The sequence below is a fragment of the Pseudomonas sp. LB3P58 genome (assembly GCF_054897895.1).
Genome location: NZ_JBUBVE010000001.1, coordinates 5,271,371 through 5,298,213 on the forward strand (window position 1 = coordinate 5,271,371; position 26,843 = coordinate 5,298,213).

A 26,843-nucleotide genomic window follows, 5' to 3' on the forward strand; every position below is an offset into this window, starting at 1 on the left:
TGAGCGGGGCAACCCATCGTATTCAGTGCCCTAAACCTTATTGATGATATTGCCTTTTACTTGTGCGATACCTTTTGCATCCAGGTCCCGACGTGTTCTGGCCGGCCTGATTTCACCCTGGATAGTGCTGTTTATCTCATCGATCTGCGTCTCGCCCGCCTGTCCATTGGACTTGCCCACCAAATAGCGCAATGACAATCGAAACCGATCGGATTCATCGTCCAATGGACGGGTCCCGTGCAACGTACAGTTATGCCAAAGGCCGACATAACCTGGCCCACCGAGCAACTTTTGATCCACGCACTCAATCGTCTGGCCTTGGTCGTCAGCGTAAGCCCAACGGTCATCCCCAAGATACTTCAGCTGGTGAGGAAACAACGTCGCGCCCAATCGGTGCGAGCCGGGCATCAGGTGCAGCGGGGAATCACGCTCGGTCACTTCATGCAAATACACATAAACCGTCAGAAACGTTGACGGATCCAAGTCAACACGCCCCTGTGGCCAATCGATGATGTCTTGATGGAAGTCGATGCCACGGAAGTAAGTAATGTCGCGAAATGGCTTCATGATGTAGGGGCCCAGGTTCGCCACGTTAACGTCGCGAATCCTTTCCCGCACCCATTCCGGCAGCCAGGCATCCGGCACACCGCAAACGGCCTTTTTAATCACCACCTCATAGTCGTCACCCAGCACACTACCGAGTACCTCGGTCAGGACCGGGTCCTGCTCTATGAATTGCAGTTGAGGTTCAAACGCATTGAGGTAGTTGAACGTTTTGGTCGGATTGGCGTTGAAGTGGTTTTCCTGAGCGAGGTACTCGGCCTCCTCCATGAACAGACCCGGGCCGAAGTCCCGCGCACAGATCATTTGCTGATACAACGCCTGAGTCTGACCGACGTCCAGGATCTCCCCAAAGAGATAGGCACCCTGTTCTTTGAGGCTATCGATGTAGGTCTGCATACTGCGTCCGCTCATTGTGTGCCGTAATGTATCTGAATTTTATCGGCAGGCTTGGGTGAAACTAGCGGGTGGCGGGTGAAAATATTTGCGTCGCGGACACTGGCCGGGACTGTCAGTCCTCACGGATAACTGAACCCCTTGACCAACGTCAACTCCCCCACAGCCCGCATCGGCACCAGGAACGTCTCCATCTTCTCGTTCGGCGTCCCCTCCTCCGTAATCACCGTCACCTGTGCGGTCGTCAGCGGCTGAACCGCCTCCTCCTGCCCCTCATCATCACTGCGATACCCGCCCCCAAAGTAGTTCACATAGACGAGGTATTGGCCTTTGATCGGCGCCGGCATGGCGAAGATTTCCGGGCCATAGCCGGTCGTCACGTCTACATCGAGCGCAGCACCATTGGGAGCAACGCGGTCGCCGTACCAGATGTGGGCGCCGTCGGGGGTGATGAGGTGCAAGTCGAGATCGGTGCCATCACTGTCCCAAGCCAGCAGCACCCGCAACTTCGCCGGAGTGGCCCCGCCGCTGGCGTTCAGGAATTGCGTGCGATGCCGTTGCTGGCCATCGGGGCTGCGGACTTCGACGCTGTTGCTGCCATTGGGGAATGAGAACGGACGATCAAAGCGACCAGCGGGGTCAATCTTCAGTGGCATGCTGACGCCGTTGACGATCAACCGGCCCGGCTCACTGGACTTGGGCGTGGCTTTGATTTGCCCGGTGATGCGTGCAGTGTTGGCCTGTCCCACCGGGGTGTTCACCGAGGAGGCCGGGTAGTTAACGATCTGGCGAAAGTTTTCGCCTTCGCCTTCAGGCGCACCGGTGCGCCAACCGCCAACGGGTGTGTCGAGCTTGGCGGCGCTTTCGGCGGCGAACGTCGTCGGCCATACGCAAAAAGAACAAAGGAACAGGAAGACCTGTGGATAACGGAGTTTCATGGCCTATTCCGGCAAGAGGTGGCGGGCGAGCCCTTCGATGTAGGTTTCATCCTGGCCGTTGGGGTGTGCTTCGAAGGCCAGGTGCAGGTATTCGTGGGTCAGGTCGAGGCGGTCTTGCAGCGACAACACGCCGCGCACGTAGATGCGCTGGCGTTCGCGGTCGACAAAGGGGCGGCCGAAGGCCAGGCGGCAGACGGCGAAGGTGCTGACTTCGTTGTAGCCAATCTCGCTTTCCAACCGCGGACGCCAGTCGCGGCGTTGGTTCAGCAGCCAGTCTTGCGCGGCGGGGAGTGCTTCGCAGGAGGCGACTGGATTGTCCCAGCGGCTGAGGCTGGCGCGGGGGTAGGCGTGGAGCAAGATGGCGTCGTAGCGTTGGCCAGCGTTGGCTTGTTCGACGGCTTGTTGCCAGGAGAGCTTGTCCGGGCCGGGCTGGTCGGAGTGGTAAGTGACGGTGCTGCCGGCGAGGACCAGGTCGCTGGTCCAGGCGGCGATGTTGCGTGATTCGGCGGTGGCTGGACGTGGGGCGACGCGTTGCCGGCTGCTGCTGTCGTCGATGCTCAGGCAATCGCCGTTGCGGGTGGCGTTTTGCAGCAGGTACGTGCGGATCGCGACGGCCAGGGCTTTGGCGGCTTCGGCGGGTTCGGGCTTGGCTTCGCGCTGGAGGACGCGGGCGACATATTCTTCGCGGTCCAGGCGGGCGATCAATTTGTCTTTCACCAAAAACAGTTCGCCGTCGCTGTGGATATCGAGTTGGTTGCCGTTGGTGAATTCAACGCGGTAGTCGCCCTGCAAGGGCCCGGACTCAACAACACGATCCCCCGCCAGAACGCGCCCGATGGGATAGCGTGAAAACAGCCCCACCTCGACACAGCGTCCCGCCTCCAAAGGCCAATCCACCGGCAACACCGAAGCCAACGCCCCACCGTAGTGACGCAAGACCATTTGGCTGGTCCCACGTCCACCGGCCCAAATCGGCGTACCGTCCGCCGTCCACCCGGCAAACCCGCCCTGACGCGACGAAGGGTCCTGATCCCCCAACCAGCTCCAGGTTTTCACCCGCAACCGGCCACCGAGTTCGCCCACGACATTGCCGTCAGCCGCATTCAACACCACATCCAGCAACACCCGCCGCGCTTGATCCTGCGCCGGCATCACGGCCAGCATTCGCAGCAACTCAGTGACTGAAACTCGCGTGGAAGGCTGCAACGAAGCCAAATCCAGCAACCACTCCGGTGCCTGTCGCGCCTGCCAATACGTGCGCCAGTCAGCGCCTGCAATGCCCAGCCGCTGCGGTTCAAAATACAAACCGCACGACTTCACCAAGGCCTGATCGCGCTCAATCTTGCCGCCAGCCGTGCAGCAATAAACTTCGTCTTTCGACTGACCGCGACATTCGTAAGCCGGCTCATGGGCGTTGGTATCCACCAGCCAGCCGTAGACAAATAACTTCCACACACTGCCCAGCGGCGTCTGCACATCAGCAGGCAACGGCTCGCGCGCGATCACCTGAGTCCGGCTCAACGACAGCAACTCACCTTTAAAAGCCAACCGCAGCGGCTCCTCCTGCGCTGTCGCCAGCGCAGGAATCAGACACAGCCACCACCAGAGCAAACGCCGGGTCATGTCAGTTGACCGTGACCTGGCCAAGGGCCGGTTTCTGTTCCTGAGCCTGATGCTGCGGCGCGTAAACCTGAGTGAAACGCACCGGCGGCAGGTTGAACTGGCCTTTCTGCGAGAAGCGCACCAAATGACGCAGACGCAATTCGGCACTCAAGGCGTCGACCGGAATGGCATAGGCCATTTGCCCCGGCTCGAAACGCGCTTTCTCCAACGCGGACGGTTCGGTGCCGGCCTTGCCCATCAGCTTGATGCCCCACGTGGTGCGCTCGACATCGGCGCCCGGTGGCAGCGGCACTTCGAGCATGCCGTAGCGCAGCGGTTTGGCCGCTTTGCTGGTGATGATCACTTCGTCGAGATACAGGCTGTCGCTGGACAACGGCTTGGTACCGACCGCTTCCAGTTTGAAGGTGAAGGCTTCGTCGCCCGGCACCAGACGCGACAGGCGACGGGTGATGGTCACGGCCATCGGATCAACCAGCGGTTGTTTGGTCTGGAAGCTCAAAGCCGCTCGCAACGGACGCTCTTGCGCACCGGTCAGCGACAACACTGATGGCACAGGCGCAGCACCCTGCCACGTCCAATAAGTCTCACCGGTATCACCGTATTTTTTCTTCCAGCCTTCACCCGGCGCCAGTGCAATGGTGGGCGAAGCCTGCTCGATGCTGCGTTGCAACCAGGTCAGCGCCAATGCGCGTTCCAGGGTCGATTGCTGTGGCAACAGTCGTTGCAACAACGCTGCCGCGTGAGCCTGATCAAAGGCTTGCAGCGACAGGTTCAAGGCTTCGGCAAACGGCTGCGAACTGACCGCCAATCGTTGTTGCGCGTCTGGCAATTGACGATTGAATGCGTCCGGCAGAGTCACCTTCGATTGCTTAGCCAACGCGGCAGTCAACGCACGAGCAGCCGCCAGACCCAACGCCGAATCCGGATCGCTCATGACGATGCTGTCTTCGCCATCGTCCATCAGGTTCGCCGCATTGCCCTCGCCCGCTTTCGACAGATCATCCATCAAACCGCTGAGCAAGGTGTTCACCGGCAATTGCATCTGCTTGGCGAACGACAGGATCAGCGCGCGCTGCAACAGCGGCGTGTTTTTGGCCTGTTTCGAATAGACCTCCAGCACCCGCTGCCAATGCTCCGGCGGCAGACTCAACTCCAGCGCTTTGCTGGCGTGCCAGTCGGCGTAGTAAGCGTAAGCAGTGAGGAACGCATCCGGCTCACCGTCCATGCCCCACCAGGTGAAGCTCGCCGAAGGCCCGGCCATTTGCACCAGGCGCAGACGGCTGTTTTGCATGATCAGGCGCAAGCGATCACGAATCTGCGGATTCGATGACAAGGTCGGATACGCGATGCTCAGCGGCAGCAAACGACTGGCCGTTTGTTCGACGCCGCCGTACGGATAACTCAACAGATCGTCGAGTGCCGAGCGGAACAGCGCTTGTGGACTGTCGTCCAGACGCAGGCGAATATCCGTGGCATCTGCCGGCAAGGTCAGCGGCGTATCACCGCTGGCCACGTCCAGGCTTTGGCTCTGGGTCACCTGCCAGCCTTCGCCGGTCGCGGTCAGCCGCACAGCCAAGGCATCAGCCGTTTTACCGTCCTGCACCAGCTCAGCCGACCACTCGCCACTGGCCAACGCGAACGCCGGCAGCGCGATGTAGTTGATGCCATTGTTCAGCGTCACCGGCACCCGCTGCTCGGTACCGCCGAAATGAATCACCAACTCAGCCTTGGCCGGTTTTTCCGCTTGGCTGAAAGCAAACACACCCAGATCAGGTTTGTCGCCAGCGCGGAATTTGGTTGGGCCACTCCACTTCAGGTACAGCGGTTTTTCCGAGCGTACGAATTGCTTCTTCTGCCCGACCTGACCGTCATCGGCGATGGCCCGGGCGGTGATGCGCCAGCGGGTCAGCGAGTCCGGCATCTTGAAGGTGAAACGGGTTTTGCCATTGGCGTCGGTGATCAATTCCGGCTGCCACGCGGCAGTATCGACGTCTTCACGACGCGGCCGCTCCAGCACTTTCACGCCCCGCTCGCTACGGTTAGCTTTGCCTGGCGCGCCAGGGCTGCCCGGCAATGCCACGTCGTAGCTGATGAACGACAGACTGGCGCTGGTGCGCACGTTGTTGCGGCGCGGGTGATAGAAAAACTGGTCGATGGTCGGCGCGACTTCCGGTTGCAACGCGTAGACCATTTCGTCCACCACGCTGACCGTCAGGTGCGCTGGAACAGGCTTGCCAGCGAACTGCGTGGTCAAGTCCACCGACACGGTATCGCCCGGCTGATACGACTCTTTGTCCGTGGCGATCGCCACGTCGATTTGCGGCGCGATCACTTTGATACCAGCGTTCTGGAAGCTGTACTGACCGCCCTTGGTGTAGAGCACGGAGAAGGTCAGGTTCGGTGCAAAATTATCTTTCACCGGGATCCGCGCGCGGTATTGGGTCTCGCTGAGTTTTTCCATCTTCAGCCAGTCGCCGCCCTTGGACAGCAGCGCTGTGGCCTCGACCTTGTCGCGCTCGAGCGACAACAGTGCATCGCTGATCGGCTCAGGGAACGTGATCAATGCAAGGGCTTCGTCGCCGGCCTTGTACTCGGGTTTATCGAGGACGATTTCCACGGTGCCCGGCACGGCTTTGACGCCGTCGCCAGTGACCGAATGACCGGAGGCACCCACCACACGGCCATGGTCATCCTTCAACGTCAGGTTGTAAGTCCCCGGACGGTCGAAGGCCAGGCTGAAGCCTTTGTCTTTCGCGGCGAGTTTGCCTTCGCCGGTGCTCTGGTCTTCCAGACGCACCCAGCTATAACTGCTCGGCGTGACCGCTTTACTTTGCTCGCTGCCGCCTTCATTCAAATAACTGAACGCAACCTTGTCGCCCACTGCGCTAAAACGCTGAGGCGCGCGCAGGCTGAAACTCGCCGCGCCGCGGTCGATGAGGATTTCCTTGGTGGTCTTGACCCGATACGCCGCACCATCGCTGGCGAACACGGTGAGCATGTAGCGACTCGGCTTCTCGGCAGCCGGCAGATCCAGTGTCGCGTTGCCCTTGGAATCGGTGGTCAGTTCGGTGCTGGTCAACTCCACCGGGAATTGCCCGAGGTATTGCAGTTCGTTGTCGACCATCGACAGTTGTTGAGCGCGCAGGCTCAGGCTCAACTTGGCGTTGGCCACCGGTTTTCCGTCCGGGTACAGCAGCACCAGGCTGCCCTTCACCGGTTCGCCGGTGCGGTAATCCTGCTTGGCCAGGTTCAGGGAAATTTCGAAGTGCGGCTTGATGTATTCGGCGACGCGGAAGGCGCTGCTGTAGGCCTGATCCTTGTAGCTGAAACGCAGCTCATAACCGCCCGCCACCGCGTTGTCCGGCAACTGGAACCGACCTTGAGTGCCCGCCTTGGAATCGAGTTTCAGCGCCAACGATTGCAGCGCCGTGCCGGTCGCATCGAGCACGGTCACGTTGACGTCGGCTGCAGTCGGCAGCACAGAGTCGCGGGCGTTTTTGAACTCACGACCAACGATTTTCAGCGACACCCAATCCCCCGGGCGATACAACGGCCGGTCGGTGAAGGCATAGAGTTTGGTGTCGTAGATTTCGCTGTCGTAATAGAAGTTCTCGGAGACAAACACCCCGCCCTCTTCGTCCTCGCCAATCACGAACGAACGCTCGGGGCTGACGTGTTTCAGACGCAGCAAACCATCGGTATCGGTGGCGCCGCTGCTCATCACACCCAGGCCATCGGTCCACAGCACATTCACCTTCGGCACCGAACTGCCTTCGTGTTTGCGCGCGGCCCACACCAGCAATTCATCACCAGCAATCTTGCTCACGGCCACGGTGTTGGAGACGAAGACCATGGTGGTCGCACGGTACTTGCCGATCAGCGCTTCCACCAGGTACAGGCCCGGTTTCAGGTTACCCAAAGGAATGTAAACGTTGCCCGGCGAGACACTGACGAACTCGCTGGAAGAGCCGGCGAGGTTCACACCCTCGGGCGGCTGGATCGGTTTGGCTTGCCACAGCGGATAACGGAATTGGCTGATCACCGGCAGGCCCGGAATCAGCGCGAATTGCGGCTGAGCGTCGTAAGGCGTTGGCGCGGCCATCGCGGCGCCCATCTTCAGTTCCGGCACTTCCTCGGTGACTTGTTTGCGCGATTCGTAGGAGAACGCTCGCTGCATCACGCGACGGGATTTGCGGTACCAGTTGTCCCACAGGTACGCGAGGGTGTTCGACAGGCCTTCGCCCTTGAACTGGCCGTCGCTGACCACGCGGTGCAGGTTCTTCTGGCGCTTGAGGAAATCCAGCGGCTTGTCGATGCGGTACACGCGAATGTCGGCGCCGCCGTAAGGCTCCATGCGAAACCGACGGTAGTCGCGGCCCGGCGCTTCGAGGCGAACCATCGCCTGTTCGTCGCTGGCAAAACTGCTGTCGGCCAGCAGGAAAAAGCTTTCACCGGCCACCGGCGTATAGCCGCTCGGCTCGACGGTGTCTTCGGCATTCACCGCCGAAAAAGGCAGCACTAAGACCAACAGCAGAGGCAGAAAACGCAGCATGCGGGCACCGATCATTGGGAGAGAAAGTTCAGTCGATAGACGCCGATGAAGTTGGGGTTGGCTGCGTCGGGTATCCATCGGGTGTCCTTCCATGTCATGAGTTGCTGCAGGCTTGCGGAGCGCATGCCGTTGTCAGTCGGGGTGGTGGTGCCGGTGTGATAGGCGATGTAGCGGCCCATCCAGATCATCAGGTGCTGGTCGTCGCCCTGATCGAAAAACATCAGGTCACCGGGCCGGGCTTGCGCCAGATCGCGACCGACCAAATGGCTGTTGAACTGAATCAGTTTGATCGCGTTGACGTAGGGCCCGACCTTGCCGCCGCCCTGCTGCCATTGCTGGGCGAGGCCGCGCTGGGCCTCGCTCAGTTGCAGTTCCGGCGGCAGGTAGCGGTTGGACAGGCCATTGCTGCGCAGCCATTTGTCGTCGTGGACTTTCAGCGCTTCGTTGGCGGCGAAACGAACCAGGCCGGCACAGTCCTGCTGATACCAGCGCGGGCTCGGACCTTGGGTCAGTTGTTCCTGGGCGATGCGCACGAACCAGGCGCGGAACACCTGGGATTGCTGCACGTCCAGCGGCGGTGCCTCAGTGGCAAATGCCCGGGTGCCCAGCAACATCGCCAGCAGGCCGAGGCCTCGAATGAGTGCGGTCACAGGGCTTTCCATTCCAGCGGCAGCCATTGCCAATGGCCGTCGGGCTCGCTGCCTTCGGGCAAGGTCAGGGCGTATTTGCCGTAGCCGCCGAGCTTGCGCAGTTTCGGGATCAGATAGGTTTGCGCGACGTTGTAGAACACCGGCTCCATGTCTTGCGGCAGGCTGTCGAGGGTTTCCTGTTGCATCAGTTGCGCCATGGAATCCGGGCCGAAGTAGACCGGCATCAGCAGGTCTTTCGGCACCACGTCGGCCATCGGCGGGAAGCGTTTGTCGAGGGTGCCGAGGGCCTTGTCCACGAGCTTGTCGTCGAGGGAAAACAGCAGCGTCGAACCGTGGCGCGCCAGACTGACTTTCATGAACGCCTTGCCGGTGATCGCGTCCGGTTGCTCGGCATCCTTGGCCTTGTAAGGGCCGAAGTTGGAGCTGACCTGACGCTGCCATTGGTGGGTTGAGCCTTCCTGTTTCTCGACCACTGGGAACGCGTGTTCTTCAACGTTGCCTTCGTAAGCACCGACCATCGAGCTGAACAGGTTGCCCAGATCGCCGTCGAGTTTGGCGCTGTCATCATCGTTCAGGCTGGCCACCAGCAACGGCGTGTACAACCGCGAATCAGCGTACCAGCACAGGCCGGCGGCACCAGCCATGTGTTCGGTCAGGGCCTGGGCTACAGACTCTTCGGCGCCGAGTTTCACCAGCAGCGGTTTTTGTTGTTCGGCGGCGAGCGGCAAGGCGACACAGGCACTGGCGCCCATCGGCATGGCTTGCCAGATCGGTTTGAAATCGAAGTCCGGCTGGTCGACCAGTTCGTCCATGGCCAGGAAGCTGTGCCAGCCCTTGTCGTCCATGTCGAAGCGCAGCCCGGCGAAGTTCGGGATGAAACGCTGGTATCCCATGGCCAGGACGCTGGAATTCACCGAGAGGCGTTGTTTTACTTCAGGCGCGCGCGGTGGTAGGCCAAAGGCTTCGGGGAAGAGTTTCTCGCCGCCGAGCAACGCTTCCAGGGATTCCGTCGAGACCATGCCGGGCTCATCGACCGGGCCGTGTCCGGCCTCGTACAGCTTCGCCGGGTTGGACAACACCACCAGTTTGTCGCCATGGGACGCGAACAGCAGCGCTTTGCTGTTGTTGTAAGTGAGCTGATACAGCGGCACCACATCGCCCGCGACCTTGATTTCACTGAGCTGGCTCAACTGCGAATCATCCAGCGCGACCTTGGCCAAAGGCTCCAGCACCTTGGCCAGACCACCGCGATCCATCACCAACAAAAAGTCTTTCAGGCGACCATCCGCCCCACGCCACAGCGCCACGTCTGCCGGTTGATCGAAGAGCTGCTCGATCAAACTGTCCTGCAACTTCAGGTCATGCTCGTAAATGATCCGCCGCAGACTGCCGATCAAGCCGAGGCGATCGGCATGCGTTTCGTAATAGAAGACGAAATCTTCGGTCAGGGTTTCCTTGAGGAACGGCACTGCCAGCAAGTCCTTGGGCAACTGGCTCAAGGAGTGGGTTTCGAGCAGACCGTCCGGCCGGCTCATGCCCAGTTTGTCGCTGGCCAACGCTGCTGGCGGCGCCTTGGGTTTGTGCATGAACCAGCCCAACCCGCCCGCCACGCCGGCCACCAGGACCAGCCCGACCAGCAGCGCCGGCCAGCGGCGAGGAGTTTTGGCTGCAGGCGTTTCGGCGGCCGGAGAAACAGTGTTATCGCTCATGTTCACAAAACCCGATGTCATCCGTGGAGCGGGATGCTTAATAGTTGAAAGTCTTGACCAGCAGCAGGTCACCGATGGCCCGCAGGGGCACGATGAAGGTCTCGCGTTTTTCGTCGACGGTGTTTTCGTTGAGCACCAGGTTGATCTGCGAAGTGATCACCTCGTTCTGGTTGCTGGTCTCATCGAAGTTATAGCCGCCACTGCCGAAGTTGCCCCAATAGTTCACGTAAACCAGATAGGTGCCATGCATCGGCGCGGTCATGGTGAACATTTCCGGGCCGGGGCCATCGACGCCGTCCGGGTCCAGACCGCCGCCATTGGTCAGCGCCGAGTGAGCCCAGAACGCGTGCTGGCCGTCGGGGGTAATGATGTGCAGGTCGAGTTCGGCTTTCGGGTCATCCCAACCCAGGACCACGCGAATCCGCGCCGGGGTGCGCAGGTTGTTGGCTTCATAGAATTGAACGCGCTTGAGCGATTGGCCTTCGGAGCTGCGCACTTCGACGCTGTTGGAGCCGGCGCCGAATGCATACGGCCGGGCGAAACGCCCCTGGTCGTCGGTATACAGATTCAGCGGGTTGCCGTTGACGGCCAAGGTGTGCGGCCCTCGCTGAGTGCCGATGGCCTTGAGCTGGCCCTGGATCATTGTGCGATTGCGCTGCACACCGCGATCGATGGGTGGCGTGGGATAGGCGACTTGAGGATTTTCACTGCGGTCCAGCAGGCCGGAATAACGCCAGCCACCCACCGGTTCCGACACCTCGGCCGAAGGCTCGGCCAACGCCGCGGTCGCGCAGACGAGCCCCGTCAGCAATAGAAGAAATGAACGCATGTGACGCCTCCTGCCATGCATAACGAAACCTTGCGCCCGATCCTCGGCGCGTTACAGATCCAAACACTGCGTTTCGTCAGAAAGACCCATGACTATCGGGTCGTAGAAGGCGCGAAGATTAGCCATTCGGCGGTTTTTTAACAATCGGATACATCTATATTTGCGGTGGGATTCACGCTGGCAGGTGGACGGTGAGCCGAATAGGCGTCATATTCGGCTCACTATATGAGCCGAATAACGTTTCTATTCGGCTCACACACTCCAAGAGCACCGAGTTCATGGCACCTCACTGGATCTGGCAGCAGCCCGATTGGCCGAATTTCAACTGGCAAGCCGAGCGCCTGACACCGCTATTGCGCGAGTGCGTGCAGGCCCAAGGTCGGTTGATGGGCATGGCCTGCTCAGTGGGCAGTTCGCTGAGCGCTCAGAGCGAACTGGATGCACTGTTGCAGAATATCGTGACTTCATCCGCCATTGAGGGTGAGCAACTGAATGTAGGTTCGGTTCGCTCGTCATTGGCGCGGCGGTTGGGGCTGGAGCTGGTCGATGGCAACAATGTCAGCCAGCGCAGTGAAGGGCTGGCGCAGTTGATGCTCGACGCCACTCAGCATTTCGCTGAACCGCTGACGTTGGAGCGATTACTCGATTGGCACGAATGGCTGTTTCCCGAGCAAGAGACCGATCTCGCTGCCCGAGCGATCCGTGTCGGCGCATTACGAGGCGATGATCCGATGCAAGTGGTGTCTGGTCGCCTCGACAGGCCTACCGTTCACTTCGAAGCCCCGCCTCGTCAGGGCCTTGAGCGACAGCTCGACACCTTCCTCACCTGGTTTACCGCCAGCCGAAATCAGGCGGGACTCGATCCATTGCTGCGGGCCGGCATCGCTCACTTCTGGTTCGTCACTTTGCACCCTTTCGACGATGGCAACGGGCGCCTGACGCGAACCATCACCGACCTGGCATTGGCCCAAGGTGAAGATCAAGCCATCCGTTTCTATGCCATGTCGGCGAGCATCCTTGAAGACCGGTCCGGCTATTATCGAGTGCTCGAAACCTGCCAGAAAGCCACACTGGATATCACCGAGTGGCTGGAATGGTTTCTGCAAACCCTGCTGCGCAGCTTGCAACAGGCCATGGCACGGATCGAGAGCGTGCTGGGCAAGGCCCGTTTCTGGCAGACGCATCGGGAGTCAGAGTTGTCTGCGGAACAGACCAAAGTACTGAATCGCTTGCTTGATGGCGGGGAGCGCGGCTTTGTGGATGGCATTAGCGCAGCGCAGTATCAGGCTGTGGCGAAGGTATCCAAAGCTACCGCAACCCGTCATTTGGCCGAGTTGTTGGAGAAAGGATGCCTCATACGTCTGCCCGGTGGCGGGCGCAGTACTCGATACCAGATCAACTACTCCGATGTCTCACCACTTTAATTGAACCAAACCGCGATCTGTAGAGTGTGTTGCTGCTGAAACCAGTGGCCGAAACACCCGGCCCATTTGCCCATACCCCCCATGTCTGCTAGTGTCGCGCCGGTTTAACGTCAACCGGAAATAGCCGCCATGGCCCGCAAAAAAGCTGCACTGGATTTCGAACAATCTCTCGCTGACCTGCAAACGCTGGTGGAGCGTCTGGAGAACGGCGAATTGTCGCTGGAAGACTCGCTGACGGCTTTCGAGCAAGGCATCGGTCTGACCCGCGATTGCCAGGCGGCGCTGGCCCAGGCCGAGCAAAAGGTTCAGGTGCTGCTCGAGCGTGATGGCGAGCTGGCCGAGGAACCCTTCGAAGCGGATCAGCCAGAATGATTGCAGCGTATTCGGCGACCAGCCAGGCCCGCGTCAATGCTGCACTGGAAACCCTGTTCAACACGCCGAGCCCTGAGCTCGCGCGTCTGTACGAAGCCATGCGCTACAGCGTGATGAATGGCGGCAAACGGGTCCGCCCGCTGCTGGCCTACGCCGCGTGCGAAGCGCTGGGCGGCAAGGCTGAGCACGCCAACGGCGCGGCTTGCGCGGTGGAGCTGATTCACGCTTATTCTCTGGTGCATGACGATTTGCCGGCCATGGACGACGACGATCTACGTCGCGGCCAGCCGACCACTCACAAAAAATTCGATGAAGCCTGCGCGATTCTGGCCGGTGACGGCTTGCAAAGCCTGGCCTTCAGCGCCCTGCTCGACCCTCGCCTGAGCAACTCTGACGCTGAAATCCGCCTGCAAATGGTCAGCGCTCTCGCATTGGCCGCGGGCCCGGCAGGCATGGTCGGCGGTCAGGCCATCGACCTCGGCTCGGTCGGTCTGAAACTCGATCAAAAAGCCCTCGAAACCATGCACCGGCACAAGACTGGCGCGTTGATCGAGGTCAGCGTCAAACTCGGCGCCCTGGCCAGTGGTCGTGCCGAGAAAGACGAACTGAAGTCTTTGCAGACTTATGCACAGGCCATCGGCCTGGCGTTCCAGGTGCAGGACGACATTCTCGACGTCGAAAGCGATACCGAAACCCTCGGCAAACGCCAGGGCGCCGACATCGCACGCGACAAGCCAACCTATCCGGCCCTGCTCGGACTCGATGCTGCCAAGGCCTACGCCCTGGAACTGCGCGATCAAGCCCTGCATGCGCTGCGACCGTTTGACGCGGCAGCCGAGCCATTGCGCGATTTGGCCCGCTACATCGTCGACCGGCGCAGCTGACGGCGTATCCGCCAAGTTAAAACCAACGCGTGGGCAGGGGGCGATGCATCAGGTAAACTGCCGCATCTTTTATACCTATAACGATTCGCCTGATGCCCACGACGTTTCATGAGATTCCCCGCAAGCGCCCGACCACGCCCCTGCTCGACCGTGCCAACACGCCGGACGGCCTGCGCCGGTTAGGCGAAGCCGAGCTGGAAACCCTGGCTGATGAGTTGCGCCTGGAATTGCTCTACACGGTCGGTCAGACCGGCGGGCATTTCGGTGCCGGCCTGGGCGTCATCGAATTGACCATCGCGTTGCATTACGTGTTCGACACCCCGGACGACCGGCTGGTGTGGGACGTGGGTCATCAGGCCTATCCGCACAAAATCCTCACCGGCCGTCGCGGGCGCATGGGCACCCTGCGCCAGAAGGACGGCGTCGCGGCCTTCCCGCGTCGTTCCGAGAGCGAGTACGACACCTTTGGTGTCGGACACTCCAGCACCTCGATCAGCGCAGCGCTGGGCATGGCCATTGCCGCCCGCCTGCAAAACAGTGATCGCAAGGCGATCGCCGTGATCGGCGATGGCGCACTGACCGCCGGCATGGCCTTCGAGGCGCTGAACCATGCGCCGGAAGTGGACGCCAACATGCTGGTGATCCTCAACGACAACGACATGTCGATCTCGCGCAACGTCGGCGGGCTGTCGAACTATCTGGCGAAGATCCTTTCCAGCCGCACTTACGCGAGCATGCGTGAAGGCAGCAAAAAGGTCCTGTCACGCCTGCCCGGCGCCTGGGAAATCGCCCGTCGCACCGAAGAATACGCCAAAGGCATGCTGGTTCCCGGCACGCTGTTTGAAGAGCTGGGCTGGAACTACATCGGCCCGATCGATGGCCACGACCTGCCGACCCTGATCGCCACCCTGCGCAACATGCGTGATCTGAAAGGCCCGCAGTTCCTGCACGTCGTCACCAAGAAAGGCAAAGGCTTCGCCCCGGCGGAAGTCGACCCGATCGGTTACCACGCGATCACCAAACTCGAACCGCTGGACGCTCCGGCCGCCGCGCCGAAGAAAGCTGGCGGACCGAAGTATTCCGGTGTGTTCGGTGAATGGCTCTGCGACATGGCCGCGTCGGATCCGCGTTTGGTGGGCATCACTCCAGCGATGAAAGAAGGCTCCGATCTGGTTGCTTTCAGCGAGCGTTTCCCGCTGCGCTATTTCGATGTGGCGATTGCTGAGCAACACGCTGTGACCCTCGCTGCCGGTATGGCCTGCGAAGGCGCGAAACCGGTGGTGGCGATTTATTCGACGTTCCTGCAACGTGGCTACGACCAATTGATTCATGACGTCGCGGTGCAAAACCTCGACGTGCTGTTCGCCATCGACCGCGCGGGTCTGGTGGGCGAAGACGGCCCGACTCACGCCGGTAGCTTCGACCTGTCGTTCCTGCGCTGCATTCCCGGCATGCTGGTGATGACCCCGAGCGACGAAAACGAACTGCGCAAAATGCTCACCACCGGCCACCTGTTCAACGGCCCGGCGGCGGTGCGTTATCCGCGCGGCTCTGGCCCGAACGCGACGATCGAGAAAAACCTCGAACCGATCGAAATCGGCAAGGGTGTGGTTCGTCGCCAGGGCAGCAAAGTCGCCCTGCTGGTGTTCGGCGTGCAACTGGCAGAGGCGCTGAAAGTCGCCGAGACGCTGGATGCAACCGTGGTCGACATGCGTTTCGTCAAACCGCTCGATGAAGCACTGGTTCGCGACATCGCCGGCAGCCACGAGCTGCTGGTGACCATCGAAGAGAACGCGATCATGGGCGGTGCCGGTGGCGCCGTCAGCGAGTTTCTCGCCCGCGAAAACATCCTCAAGTCGATGCTGCACCTGGGCTTGCCGGACAGTTACGTCGAGCACGCCAAGCCTGCGCAAATGCTGGCCGAGTGCGGGCTGGATGAGGCCGGGATCGAGGCTTCGGTGCGTGAGCGGTTGGAACTGCTGAACCTCTAAAGACACATACAAAACCCTGTGGGAGCGAGCTTGCTCGCGATAGCGGTCTGACAGTCAACTTATTCATTGACTGACACACCGTCATCGCGAGCAGGCTCGCTCCCACATTGGTTTTCTGTGTCCTTCAAAATTTGTGTTCGGCCTGAAGTGCCAATGGACTGCCGATGAAACTCTTTCCCCTCGCCTTGACGCTGACCCTGCTGCCGGCCGGCCAACTGCTGGCCGACACCTTCGAACGCGACCAGGCCCTGAAGCTTCCCGACGTGCTGATCAGCGCCAACCGTCAGGTCGAAGCGCGCAATGACAGCAGCGCCGCCAACACCGTGTTCACCCGCGAAGACATTGATCGTCTGCAACCGAGCAGCGTGACTGACTTGCTGCGTCGTGTGCCGGGCGTGCAGGTCGGACAAACCGGCGGGCGCGGGAGTCTGCCGGGGATTTACATTCGCGGCACCAAGTCGGCCCAAAGCCTGGTGCTGGTCGACGGCCAGCGCATCGGCAACTCCACCTCGGGCGACAGCAACCTGCAACACATCAACATCGAACAGGTCGAGCGCGTGGAAGTACTGCGCGGTTCCCGCTCGGTGATTTATGGCAGCGATGCGATTGGCGGGGTGATCCAGATCTTCACTCGTCGCGGCGACGAGCAAGGCCTGCAACCGCGAATGCACGTGGGCTTTGGCAGCAACCAGACGTGGGAACGCAGCCTCGGGCTGTCCGGCGGCGACGAGCAGACCCGATTCAATCTCGGCGCCAGCCTCGATGAGACCGCCGGGATCAATCGCACCCATGAGTCGTACCCGAGCGATGGCGATCACGATGAGTATCGCAACAAGTCGTTGAGTCTGAGCCTGAGTCACGCACTCACCGATGACATCGAAATCGGTGCCAACCTGCTGAATAACCGTGGCAAAAGCGCATTCGACAACCCTTTCGGCCGCTTCGATAGCACCACTTTCGAATCGGTCCAGCAGCAGCCTTACAACGAGTTCACCGTGAGCAGCCTCAGCAGTTACGTCGATGCGCGCATCAACGAGCTGTGGAAAACCCGCGTTGAATTCGGCCACAGCGAAAACCGCGAGAAGTCCTTCGACAAGCTCAGCGACGAACGCAGTGTGTTCAACACGTATCGCGACTCGGTGAACTGGCAGAACGACCTGACCCTCGACGAGCGCAACAGCCTGATCCTCGGCGGCGACTGGTACGAGGACCGGATCAACAGCAGCACGCCATTCGACGAGGACAGCCGCTGGAACCGTGCCGCGTTCATTCAGCATCATTACCAGGCGGACAGCTTCTCCACCGAACTGGGCCTGCGCCGGGACCAGAACCAGCAGTTCGGCAGCCAGAACAGCTGGAGCGGCACCTTCACCCTGCCGCTGAATCCGGACAACGATGTGCTGCTGACCTACAGCGAAGGTTTCCGCGCGCCGACGTTCAATGATCTGTATTACCCCGACTTCAGTAATCCGGATCTGAAACCTGAGACCTCGAAAAGCTACGAGCTGCAATGGCGCAGTCAACTGACCGACACCGCTCGCCTTGAAGCTTCTCTGTACCGGACGGACCTGGAAGACGCGATAATTTTCGGCAGCAACTCACGGCCGCAGAACGTGGCCTCGGCACGCATCAACGGATTCGAAGCGGCCTTGAAACAGGAACTGTTCGGCTGGCAGAGCAACCTCGGCGTGGCGATCATCGACCCGCGGGATCGCGACAGCGGTCACACCCTGGCTCGGCGCGCGCGGCGGACCTTGAGCCTGGATCTGGATCGGCAGTTCGACCGGCTAGGGCTCGGCGCCAGCTGGCAAGCGGTGAGCAGCAGCTATGACGATGAGAACAATCAGCAACCATTGGGCGGGTATGCGTTGCTGGGGTTGCGCAGCAGTTGGGCGTTGAATCGTGAGATCAAGCTGGATCTGAAGGTCGATAACCTGCTGGACAAGGATTATAGCCGGGCGCTGTACAGCCATGATGGCAGTCAGTATGGGTATCGAGAGGAAGGTCGGGCGTGGATGTTTGGAGTGAGCTGGACGCCGGAGCTCTGAGCGATCAGCGTGAAGGCGCGATCAACTGGCACAACTTGGCCGTCGCTTCGATCATCTGCCCACTCGGCCGTTCCAGCCCCTTATCGGTCACCAACAGCAATTGCCCCCGAGTCACCGCTGCGACTTGCGGCCAGGCTTTCCACGCATCGAGCTGCGCCTGATCACTGGCCAGAATCACGTCTGGATTACGCTGCAATACCGCCTCAATACTGACCTGCGGCGCCGGCAGTGTCAGGTCGGCAAACACATTGCGTGCCCCGCACACCTCAAGCGCATCGCTGATGATCTGCCCGCCGCCAACGGTGTACAGCGGCCGATCCCAGACCTGATAAAACACCCGCAATGGCACATCCCGACGATAACGCTGGCGCAGCGAATCCAGTCGCTGACGCAAATTTTCAACCAATGAAACGCCACGCTCCGGACGGCCGAGCTGTGAGGCAATCGCCTCAATCTGCGACGTGAGTTGTTCGAGGTTGTGGGGTTCGGCAACGTAGGTCGGGATATTCAACCGCTTGAGCTGTTCACGCTGGGCCGGGCCAACGCTGCCGGGCCAGAGCAACAACAGATCGGGCTTGAGACTGAGCAGCTGTTCCATGTCCAGCTGACCGTAGCGGCCAACCGAAGGAAGGTCTTTGAGCTCGGCAGGACGCTCACCGGCATCCAGCACACCCACCAGCAGGTCCGCAGAACCCAGTTCAACAACGATTTCAGAGAGCGACGGCGCGAGGCTGACAACGCGTTCGACCGCAACCGCCGGGCCACTGACGGCCAGCAACAAAACCGCCAGCCAGACGGATCGCATCAGCCGAGTTGACGCGGAATACGGTAGAGGTAGAACAGCACCAGGGTCGACAGCGCCAGCAGCATCAACGGTACGGCTTCGAGGCCGACGAATACCGCCAGCGCGCCGATCCAGGCCGGCAGCCCGGCAGCCAGGAATGCCGTGCGACGCTTGGCAGCCAGGGCGATCCAGGCAGCAGGTTCTTCAGGGGTGTCGAGGGCTTTTTGAGTGGCGATCAACGCGTGCTTGTAGCCGCCAAAGAATTTCAGGCTGACAAACATCGAAGCCACACCGGCGATGAACAACGGCATCGCCAGCACCGGCAGGATCGCCTCGCTCTGGCCAAATACGCCGTTGATCACGAACAGCGGCACCAAGGCCAGCGCCAGGTATTGCCACCAATTGACGGACAGTCGCCGCCGAACCTGACCGCGGGTCACGCCCGGTCAGCCTCACCCTGATGCTCATTGCCCATCATGTGGTCGAGCTTGCTGGCCTTGGTGGCCAGGTAGAGTTTGTTGTGCGGATTGTGGCCGGTGTGCAGCGGCACGCGCTCGGCGACCACGATACCCATGTCGGTCAAGGCTTTGACCTTGCGTGGGTTATTGGTCATCAGACGCAGGGATTTCACGCCCAGGTGCTCCAGCATCGGCAGGCACATGGCGTAGTCACGTTGGTCGGCGGCAAAGCCCAGACGCTCGTTGGCTTCGACGGTATCGGCGCCGCCATCCTGCAATTCATAGGCGCGGATCTTGTTCAGCAGGCCAATGCCGCGGCCTTCTTGACGCAAGTACAGCAACACGCCACGGCCTTCACGGGCGATGGCCTGCAAGGCAGCCTCGAGTTGCGAGCCGCAGTCGCAACGCTGGCTGAACAAGGCATCGCCGGTCAGGCATTCGGAGTGCAACCGGCCGAGTACCGGGGCACCGTCGGCGAACTCACCCAGGCTCAGCACAACGTGCTCGCGCCCGTTTTCTTCATCGAGAAAGCCGTGCATGGTGAATTGCGCAAAAGGCGTTGGCAGCTTGGAAGCGGCGACAAAAACGACAGGCACCGGTGTGCTCCTGATCAATAAGTACTGGAGATTCGCAGACGCGGCATTGTAACAGCACGTTCCGACAGACGCTTAGGCTGAATTATGGGGCATAACAATCAAAAAGTTAGATATCGGCCCTGCTGTCGACCGTGTGGGAGCGGGCTTGCTCGCGAATGCGGTATGTCAGCCGGCATCAATGTTAACTGATACACCGCATTCGCGAGCAAGCCCGCTCCCACATTGACCGTGTTCAGTTTGGGTCAAACGGATAGGGTTGTTTCCAACGCTCGAAGATCGGTTTCAGCTGGCCGTTTTTCACCAGTTGCTCCATACGCTGATCAAACAGCGCCATCAGGGAGCGAGCCTTGGGAGTCTTGGCAAAGCACAGATACAGCGGCAATTCCGCAATGTGGGTGCGACGGAACTGCGTCGGATCCTTGGCCCACCTGAGGACATAGTCGACCTCGGTCAGCGCGTCGATGTAAAAGTCGGCGCGATTGTGGGTCAACATCGACAAAATCCCGGTACGCCGCATGACTTCGTTATAGCGGCGTATGTTGGGCAGGTAATCCTGATAGTCGTAGCCGCGGACCCAGGCCAGTCGATAATTGCCCAGGGTTTCCGGGGTCGGCGCGGGGTTGCTGGCCAGGCCCAAGGCATAGATGTGATCGGTATCGAAGTTCCAGCGCGGATAGAGCAGATCGCTGGACTCATCAAGATAGGAGCCGACACAGGCATCCACTTCGCCGCGCTGGGCCAGGCCCATGGAGCGCACGTACGGTTCGCTGCGAATGTCCAGCTTGACCCCCGCCGGCTCGAAGACTTCCCGCAATACATCCCAGCCCAGACCGTGGCCATCGGCGGCGGTGTAGTCTTCCCAGTCTTCGCTGGCCAGATGAATCACCGACGGCGTTGTGCCCTCGTCACTCGCCTGGGCGAGCGAGCAAAACATCGCGAAAATCATCAAAGCCAACCAGCGTCGAGCCATCCCTAGTCCCCTGTTTTGCCCGTCAGGCAAAAATCCATACCAGCCCTTGCATCCCCAACCAAGCAAACACCCCGGCCAATACGTCATCGAGCATGATGCCGACGCCGCCATGCACATGCCGGTCGATCCAGCGAATCGGCCACGGCTTGAGGATGTCGAAGAAGCGGAACATCAAAAACCCCGCCAGCAACCAGTACCAACCTTCCGGCACCAGCCACAAGGTGATCCACATCCCGACCATTTCATCCCAGACGATGCCTTCGTGGTCGTGCACCCGCAAATCGTCGGCGACCTTGCCGCACAGCCAGAAGCCGAACAGCATGGTGATGCCGAGCATCAGCCAGTAGCCCCAGTCGGGCAGCATCTGCCACAACGGGATAAAGGGTAGCGCAACTAACGAACCCCAGGTGCCTGGTGCTTTTGGCAAGGTGCCCGAGCCGAAGCCGAATGCCAGGAAATGCCACGGATTGCGCCAGACCGAGGGCGGTACGAATTCCGCCGGGACCTGTTTGGGATGATCTGTCACGGTGTCTCCCGAAAATGTTGATAGCCCCGGGTTTGCGGGGTGATGTCTTGACCGTCGGCATCCAGCAGCACCACGCCCTGCCCCGTCACAACACGCCCGACCACATGGATCGGCCAGCCATCGGCCACCAATTTCGGCAACTCGACGGACGGCAAGGTAAATGCCAGCACGTAATCATCACCGCCGCTCAGGGCCGCTTTTTCGGCACCCGACTGGCCGAGGAAGGCGACTAAAGCGTTCGACAATGGCAGCGTGTCCCGCTCAACCTGAATGCCGACCTTCGACGCGAGCGCGATGTGCCCGCAGTCCGCGAGCAGGCCGTCAGAGATATCCAGCGCCGAGGTGGCTTTGCCGCGAAGCGCCATTCCCAGCCCAAGCTGCGGCAGCGGCGACCAGTAATGCGCCAGCAGCGGATCAGCGATGGCGGCTTCAGCCGTCCGCTGGCCGAGCACCAGCGGCAATGCCCCCGCCGCGTTACCCAGTTCACCGCCAACGCACAGCAAATCGCCTGGCTGCGCACCGCTGCGGGTCAACGCCTTGCCGGCCGGTACACGACCGAACACGGTCATCGTCAGGCTCAACGGCCCACGGGTGGTATCACCGCCCACCAGCGCCACACCGCAGCGTTGCGCCGTGAGGTTCAAACCACGGGCATAGGCGTCCAGCCAATCGGCGGTTACCGTCGGCAAGGTCAGGGCAAGGGTAAAGGCAATGGGGGTGGCGCCCATGGCAGCCAGATCGCTGACGGCCACGGCCAGCGAGCGCTGACCGAGCAGAAACGGGTCGCAAGGATCTGCGAAATGCACACCGGCAACCAGCGTGTCGGTGGAAATAGCCAACTGCTCCCCGGGGGGAACAGCCAGCAAGGCGCAGTCATCGCCGATCCCAAGGGCAACGCCTTCACCGCCCTGCGCACAAGGCGCGGCGGCGAAGAAGTTGCGGATCAGCTCAAACTCGCCCATGGCATCTCCAAGCGCGAATCAGCGCTTGAACGCCTTCACTTCAGCTTCACGCAGACGCGGGGCCAGCTTGTCGAGTACACCGTTGACGAACTTGTGACCGTCGGTGGAACCGAAGACTTTCGCCAGCTCGATACCTTCGTTGATCACAACGCGGTACGGCACGTCGACGCGCTTGAGCAGTTCCCAGGTCGACAGGCGCAGAACGGCCAGTTCAACCGGGTCCAACTCTTCGATGGTGATGTCCAGGCACGGCGTCAGTGCAGCGTCGATCTCAGGCTTGTGAGCCGGAACGCCGTGCAGGATGTCGTGAAAGTAAGCGGCATCGACATCGCTGAAATCGTTATCGACCCGAAACTGCGCTTCGATCTCGTTCAAAGATTGCTTGGCCATGTGCCATTGGTACAGCGCCTGAGTCGCGAGCTGACGGGCTTCGCGACGCTTGACGCTTTTCGATGGCTTGCCGGCATCCGCAGGCTTTGGATCGCGCGGGTTGAAACGATCGCTTTCGTCGCTAATCACTTGGCCTCCAACTGCGCCAGCAGGCTGACCATTTCCAGAGCGGACAGGGCAGCTTCAGCACCTTTGTTACCGGCCTTGGTGCCGGAACGTTCGATGGCTTGCTCGATGGAATCAACGGTCAGCACGCCAAATGCGACTGGAACGCCGAACTCCATGGACACCTGGGCCAGGCCCTTGGTGCATTCGCCAGCCACGTATTCGAAGTGCGGAGTCCCGCCACGAATGACCGCGCCCAGGGCGATGATTGCCGCGTATTCGCCCTTCTGAGCGACTTTCTGCGCAACCAGCGGGATTTCGAAGGCGCCAGGTGCGCGGATGATGGTGATGTCGCTTTCGCTCACGCCGTGGCGAACCAGGGCATCAACTGCACCGCTGACCAGGCTTTCAACGACGAAGCTGTTGAAACGGCCTACTACCAAAGCGTAGCGGCCTTTAGGGGCGATGAAGGTACCTTCGATGGTCTTCAGGGTCATTCGTTAGATCTCTTAAAGAGCCGGGACGCGTTTTCTACGCGTCCCTCAGTGATGTGTTAACCGCGAATCAAGGACTGGAAACAACCGGTCATTATTCGGAGGGCACGTATTCTACAACTTCCAGATCGAAACCGGATATCGCATTAAATTTCATTGGCGCACTCATCAGGCGCATTTTGCGTACGCCCAGGTCCCGAAGGATCTGCGAACCGGCACCGACAATGCTGTAGGTGGTCGGTTTTTTCGCCGGTACGTGCTCCGCGGTTTCGCGGATATGCGCCAGCAATACATCGCCATCCAGCGGGTGGCCGAGCAACAGCACCACACCGCTGCCAGCCTCGGCAACCGCGGCCATCGCGGCGCGCAGGCTCCAGCGGCCAGGCTGCTTGACCATCAACAGGTCGCGCAGCGGGTCCATGTTGTGCACCCGAACCAGGGTCGGCTCTTCGGCGCACACGGTGCCCAGCGTCAGGGCCATGTGCACGTCGCCTTCCACGGAATCACGATAGGTCACCAGGTTGAATTGGCCCAGTTCGCTGTCCAGCGGCTGCTCGGCAATCCGCTGAACGGTACGTTCGTGGATCATCCGGTAGTGAATAAGGTCGGCGATGGTGCCGATCTTGATGTTGTGTTCGGCAGCAAACGCTTCCAGTTCGGCGCGACGGGACATGGTGCCGTCGTCGTTCATCACTTCGCAGATCACGCCGCTCGGTTCGAAACCGGCCATGCGCGCCAGGTCGCACGCCGCTTCGGTGTGGCCGGCACGAGCGAGGGTGCCGCCAGCCTGAGCCATCAGCGGGAAGATGTGGCCGGGGCTGACGATGTCTTCAGCCTTGGCGTCTTTCGCGGCAGCGGCCTGCACGGTACGCGCACGGTCGGCGGCAGAAATGCCGGTGGTCACGCCGGTGGCCGCTTCGATGGACACGGTGAACTTGGTGCCGAAGCCGGAACCGTTACGCGGCGCCATCAAGGGCAGCTTCAGCAGCTCGCAGCGCTCGCGGCTCATCGGCATGCAGATCAGGCCACGGGCGTGCTTGGCCATGAAGTTGATGTGTTCAGGCTGGCAGCACTCGGCGGCCATGATCAGGTCGCCTTCGTTCTCGCGGTCTTCGTCATCCATGAGGATGACCATCTTGCCTTGGCGGATGTCTTCAACCAGTTCTTCGATGCTATTGAGCGCCACAAGGCACCCCCCTTCTTTCGAAATTTGAGCTTCAGGATTTGAGGTAGCCGTTTTGGGCCAGAAAGCTTTCGGTGATGTTACTGGACGTAGGCTCTGCGGCCTTATCGCCTAAAAGCAGGCGTTCCAGATAACGTGCCAGCAAGTCAACTTCAAGATTCACCCGGCGACCTGGCTGGTAAGACGCCATGATGGTTTCGCTCAGGGTGTGCGGAATGATCGTCAGCAAGAACTCGGCGCCATCGACCGCGTTCACGGTCAGGCTGGTGCCGTCGACAGTGATCGAGCCTTTATGAGCGATGTACTTGGCCAGCTCTTTCGGCGCGCGGATGCGGAACTCCACAGCGCGAGCATTTTCGGTACGGGCAACCACTTCGCCCACACCATCGACGTGGCCGCTGACCAGATGCCCGCCGAGGCGAGTGGTCGGGGTCAGGGCTTTTTCCAGGTTCACCGGACTGCCGCTTTTCAGATCATTCATGGCGGTGCAGTCGAGGGTTTCGCGGCTGACGTCCGCCGCAAAGCCGTTGCCTGGCAACTCAACCGCAGTCAGGCACACGCCGTTGACTGCAATGCTGTCGCCCAGTTTGACGTCGCTCAGATCGAGCTTGCCGGTTTCTACGTGCACCCGCACATCTCCGCCTTTTGGGGTCAATGCACGAATACTGCCGATGGATTCGATGATGCCGGTAAACATGGAGTCCTCCTCGAGAACAGGGCCGTCGCGTGGCGCAGGCCCGGAATTATACGCTCGCCGCTGGCGAAGGAATGGCGATGACTCGCCAGTCATCGCCAACCGCGCGAATTTCGGTGATTTTGAGTTCAGGCGCATCCTTCATTTGCGCGAGTGGCCAATCCAGCAGCGGACGCGCAGACGAACCTAAAAACTTGCCGGCGATGAAAATCTGAAACTCGTCCACCAGCCCTTGCTGAGCGAAAGCCCCGGCCAGACGCGGCCCCGCTTCGACCAGCACTTCGTTGACCCCACGGGCGGCCAGTTCGACCAGCAGTTTACGCAGGTCAACCAAGCCATCCTCGCCCGCCACGATCAGGCATTCCGGACCGTTGGCGTATTGCTCCTCGATCGCCATGCACGTGGCGACCAATGCAGGCCCGGCCTTGAAGAACGGTGCATCCAGCGGCACCCGCAGGCGGCCATCAATCAGCACGCGAAGCGGCGGACGGCTCATGGCCAGGGCAGTTTGCTCAGGATCCAGGCCCAGCTCATCAGCACGCACGGTGAGACGGGCGTTGTCTGCCAGCACCGTGTCGGCGCCGGTCAGCACCACGCTGGCCTGAGCGCGCAGGCGTTGCACCGCCGAACGCGCCGCAGGACCGGTGATCCATTGGCTTTCGCCGCTTTCCATCGCTGTCCGGCCGTCGAGGCTCATGGCCAACTTGACCCGCACGAACGGCAAGCCGTGCTCCATGCGCTTGAGGAAACCTTCGTTGAGCTTGCGCGCTTCGCCTTCCAGCACACCGCTTTCGGTAGCAATACCGGCCTGGGCCAGGCGCTGCATGCCACGACCGGCAACCGACGGATTCGGGTCTTGCATCGCCGCGACGACCCTAGCCACACCCGCATGTACCAGAGCATCGGCGCAAGGCGGCGTACGTCCGTGGTGGCTGCAAGGTTCAAGGGTCACGTAAGCGGTGGCGCCTCGAGCCTTATCGCCGGCGGCACGCAGGGCGTGGACTTCGGCGTGGGGTTCGCCGGTGCGCACGTGCCAGCCTTCACCGACAATCTGCCCGTCCCGCACGATCACGCAGCCCACCCGAGGGTTGGGGTGTGTCGTGTAATGACCTTTGCGCGCCAGTTCCAGGGCACGGGCCATGTAATGGGCGTCGAGGATGGCTTGTTCGGCAGAGATGGTCATTCTTTCACCGGCTCACGGGCCAGGCGATCGATCTCTTCACGGAACTCGTTGAGGTCCTGGAAGCGCCGATACACGGAGGCGAAACGAATGTAGGCGACTTCGTCGAGCTTTTGCAGCTCGGCCATCACCAGTTCACCGACGACAAGGGATTTAACCTCTCGCTCACCGGTGGCGCGCAGTTTGTGTTTGATGTGCACCAGCGACGATTCCAGGCGCTCGACACTCACCGGGCGCTTCTCCAGCGCACGCTGCATGCCGGCGCGGAGTTTTTCTTCGTCGAACGGCTGGCGGCTGCCGTCGGTTTTGATCAGGCGCGGCAACACCAGTTCGGCCGTCTCGAACGTCGTGAAACGCTCGCCGCAGGCCAGGCATTCACGCCGGCGGCGTACCTGTTCGCCCTCGGCGACCAGACGCGAGTCGATGACCTTGGTGTCGTTGGCACCGCAGAAGGGACAGTGCATGGTGGCAGGCAACAAAAAAAGGGAGGGCCATGGTAGCGCATCCCCGTGGCAAGACAAGCC

24 protein-coding genes are annotated in these 26,843 nt (G+C 60.8%); 5 read left to right on the forward strand and 19 right to left on the reverse strand.

Going from position 1 to position 26,843, the window contains the following annotated elements; all coding sequences use genetic code 11:
• Positions 1-30 precede the first annotated feature (30 nt).
• The 7 genes from ACYZTZ_RS24585 to ACYZTZ_RS24615 all read right to left on the reverse strand — a co-directional run bounded on the left by ACYZTZ_RS24585 (position 31) and on the right by ACYZTZ_RS24615 (position 11,258).
• Positions 31-960 carry a phytanoyl-CoA dioxygenase family protein gene (locus ACYZTZ_RS24585; RefSeq protein WP_461999970.1) on the reverse strand — a complete coding sequence of 310 codons (930 nt, stop codon included), beginning with the start codon at positions 958-960 and terminating at the stop codon, positions 31-33.
• Between the two features lie 119 nt (positions 961-1,079).
• On the reverse strand, positions 1,080-1,895 hold the full coding sequence (locus tag ACYZTZ_RS24590; RefSeq protein ID WP_461999971.1) for a YfaP family protein: 816 nt from the start codon (positions 1,893-1,895) through the stop codon (positions 1,080-1,082).
• A 3-nt stretch (positions 1,896-1,898) separates the two neighbouring features.
• Complete coding sequence (locus tag ACYZTZ_RS24595) at positions 1,899-3,518, reverse strand: DUF2300 domain-containing protein (RefSeq protein ID WP_461999972.1); 1,620 nt, start codon at positions 3,516-3,518, stop codon at positions 1,899-1,901.
• A gap of 1 nt (position 3,519) precedes the next feature.
• Positions 3,520-8,085 carry an alpha-2-macroglobulin family protein gene (locus ACYZTZ_RS24600; protein WP_462000709.1) on the reverse strand — a complete coding sequence of 1,522 codons (4,566 nt, stop codon included), beginning with the start codon at positions 8,083-8,085 and terminating at the stop codon, positions 3,520-3,522.
• A complete protein-coding gene (locus ACYZTZ_RS24605) occupies positions 8,082-8,684 on the reverse strand; it encodes a DUF1175 domain-containing protein (RefSeq protein ID WP_224789262.1) in 603 nt (200 codons plus the stop codon). Before ACYZTZ_RS24605 ends, ACYZTZ_RS24600 begins: the two co-directional genes overlap by 4 nt.
• 32 nt (positions 8,685-8,716) lie before the next feature.
• Entirely contained in the window at positions 8,717-10,429 is a 1,713-nt protein-coding gene (locus ACYZTZ_RS24610) for a DUF2138 domain-containing protein (protein ID WP_461999973.1), read from the reverse strand.
• 37 nt (positions 10,430-10,466) lie between these two features.
• The gene (locus tag ACYZTZ_RS24615; protein WP_461999974.1) at positions 10,467-11,258 is read right to left on the reverse strand and encodes a YfaP family protein; all 792 of its coding nucleotides are present in this window, start codon (positions 11,256-11,258) and stop codon (positions 10,467-10,469) included.
• A gap of 278 nt (positions 11,259-11,536) precedes the next feature.
• Between ACYZTZ_RS24615 and ACYZTZ_RS24620 the strand changes: the two genes are divergently transcribed.
• The 5 genes from ACYZTZ_RS24620 to ACYZTZ_RS24640 all read left to right on the forward strand — a co-directional run bounded on the left by ACYZTZ_RS24620 (position 11,537) and on the right by ACYZTZ_RS24640 (position 17,977).
• Positions 11,537-12,682: a Fic family protein gene (locus ACYZTZ_RS24620; RefSeq protein ID WP_461999975.1), complete on the forward strand. Its 1,146-nt coding sequence runs from the start codon at positions 11,537-11,539 to the stop codon at positions 12,680-12,682.
• Between the two features lie 129 nt (positions 12,683-12,811).
• Positions 12,812-13,054: an exodeoxyribonuclease VII small subunit gene (locus tag ACYZTZ_RS24625; protein ID WP_056743654.1), complete on the forward strand. Its 243-nt coding sequence runs from the start codon at positions 12,812-12,814 to the stop codon at positions 13,052-13,054.
• Positions 13,051-13,938: a (2E,6E)-farnesyl diphosphate synthase gene (gene ispA, locus ACYZTZ_RS24630; RefSeq protein ID WP_461999976.1), complete on the forward strand. Its 888-nt coding sequence runs from the start codon at positions 13,051-13,053 to the stop codon at positions 13,936-13,938. The genes ACYZTZ_RS24625 and ispA overlap by 4 nt, the downstream gene beginning before the upstream one ends.
• A 92-nt stretch (positions 13,939-14,030) precedes the next feature.
• Positions 14,031-15,929: a 1-deoxy-D-xylulose-5-phosphate synthase gene (dxs, locus tag ACYZTZ_RS24635; RefSeq protein ID WP_461999977.1), complete on the forward strand. Its 1,899-nt coding sequence runs from the start codon at positions 14,031-14,033 to the stop codon at positions 15,927-15,929.
• Between the two features lie 164 nt (positions 15,930-16,093).
• The gene (locus ACYZTZ_RS24640) at positions 16,094-17,977 is read left to right on the forward strand and encodes a TonB-dependent receptor domain-containing protein (RefSeq protein ID WP_461999978.1); all 1,884 of its coding nucleotides are present in this window, start codon (positions 16,094-16,096) and stop codon (positions 17,975-17,977) included.
• Positions 17,978-17,981: 4 nt separating this feature from the next.
• Here ACYZTZ_RS24640 and ACYZTZ_RS24645 read toward each other — a convergent pair whose 3' ends face one another.
• From ACYZTZ_RS24645 to nrdR, 12 genes are all read right to left on the reverse strand, one after another.
• Positions 17,982-18,782 carry a cobalamin-binding protein gene (locus ACYZTZ_RS24645; protein ID WP_461999979.1) on the reverse strand — a complete coding sequence of 267 codons (801 nt, stop codon included), beginning with the start codon at positions 18,780-18,782 and terminating at the stop codon, positions 17,982-17,984.
• Entirely contained in the window at positions 18,782-19,201 is a 420-nt protein-coding gene (locus ACYZTZ_RS24650; protein ID WP_033059418.1) for a hypothetical protein, read from the reverse strand. Before ACYZTZ_RS24650 ends, ACYZTZ_RS24645 begins: the two co-directional genes overlap by 1 nt.
• Positions 19,198-19,815 carry a GTP cyclohydrolase II gene (ribA, locus tag ACYZTZ_RS24655; protein WP_027924335.1) on the reverse strand — a complete coding sequence of 206 codons (618 nt, stop codon included), beginning with the start codon at positions 19,813-19,815 and terminating at the stop codon, positions 19,198-19,200. The genes ACYZTZ_RS24650 and ribA overlap by 4 nt, the downstream gene beginning before the upstream one ends.
• A gap of 232 nt (positions 19,816-20,047) precedes the next feature.
• A complete protein-coding gene (locus ACYZTZ_RS24660; RefSeq protein ID WP_461999980.1) occupies positions 20,048-20,785 on the reverse strand; it encodes a substrate-binding periplasmic protein in 738 nt (245 codons plus the stop codon).
• A gap of 22 nt (positions 20,786-20,807) precedes the next feature.
• A complete protein-coding gene (locus ACYZTZ_RS24665; RefSeq protein WP_056743666.1) occupies positions 20,808-21,311 on the reverse strand; it encodes a phosphatidylglycerophosphatase A family protein in 504 nt (167 codons plus the stop codon).
• On the reverse strand, positions 21,308-22,273 hold the full coding sequence (gene thiL, locus ACYZTZ_RS24670) for a thiamine-phosphate kinase (RefSeq protein ID WP_461999981.1): 966 nt from the start codon (positions 22,271-22,273) through the stop codon (positions 21,308-21,310). Before thiL ends, ACYZTZ_RS24665 begins: the two co-directional genes overlap by 4 nt.
• Positions 22,274-22,291: 18 nt before the next feature.
• The gene (nusB, locus tag ACYZTZ_RS24675; RefSeq protein WP_008153530.1) at positions 22,292-22,792 is read right to left on the reverse strand and encodes a transcription antitermination factor NusB; all 501 of its coding nucleotides are present in this window, start codon (positions 22,790-22,792) and stop codon (positions 22,292-22,294) included.
• Positions 22,789-23,265 carry a 6,7-dimethyl-8-ribityllumazine synthase gene (gene ribH, locus ACYZTZ_RS24680; protein WP_003185938.1) on the reverse strand — a complete coding sequence of 159 codons (477 nt, stop codon included), beginning with the start codon at positions 23,263-23,265 and terminating at the stop codon, positions 22,789-22,791. Before ribH ends, nusB begins: the two co-directional genes overlap by 4 nt.
• A gap of 91 nt (positions 23,266-23,356) precedes the next feature.
• Complete coding sequence (ribBA, locus tag ACYZTZ_RS24685) at positions 23,357-24,448, reverse strand: bifunctional 3,4-dihydroxy-2-butanone-4-phosphate synthase/GTP cyclohydrolase II (RefSeq protein ID WP_033059428.1); 1,092 nt, start codon at positions 24,446-24,448, stop codon at positions 23,357-23,359.
• Between the two features lie 31 nt (positions 24,449-24,479).
• Positions 24,480-25,142, reverse strand: coding sequence for a riboflavin synthase (locus tag ACYZTZ_RS24690; RefSeq protein WP_046047353.1), 663 nt, complete (start codon positions 25,140-25,142; stop codon positions 24,480-24,482).
• Between the two features lie 46 nt (positions 25,143-25,188).
• A complete protein-coding gene (gene ribD, locus ACYZTZ_RS24695; protein WP_461999982.1) occupies positions 25,189-26,322 on the reverse strand; it encodes a bifunctional diaminohydroxyphosphoribosylaminopyrimidine deaminase/5-amino-6-(5-phosphoribosylamino)uracil reductase RibD in 1,134 nt (377 codons plus the stop codon).
• On the reverse strand, positions 26,319-26,783 hold the full coding sequence (nrdR, locus tag ACYZTZ_RS24700; RefSeq protein ID WP_003228656.1) for a transcriptional regulator NrdR: 465 nt from the start codon (positions 26,781-26,783) through the stop codon (positions 26,319-26,321). The genes ribD and nrdR overlap by 4 nt, the downstream gene beginning before the upstream one ends.
• Positions 26,784-26,843: the final 60 nt, after the last annotated feature.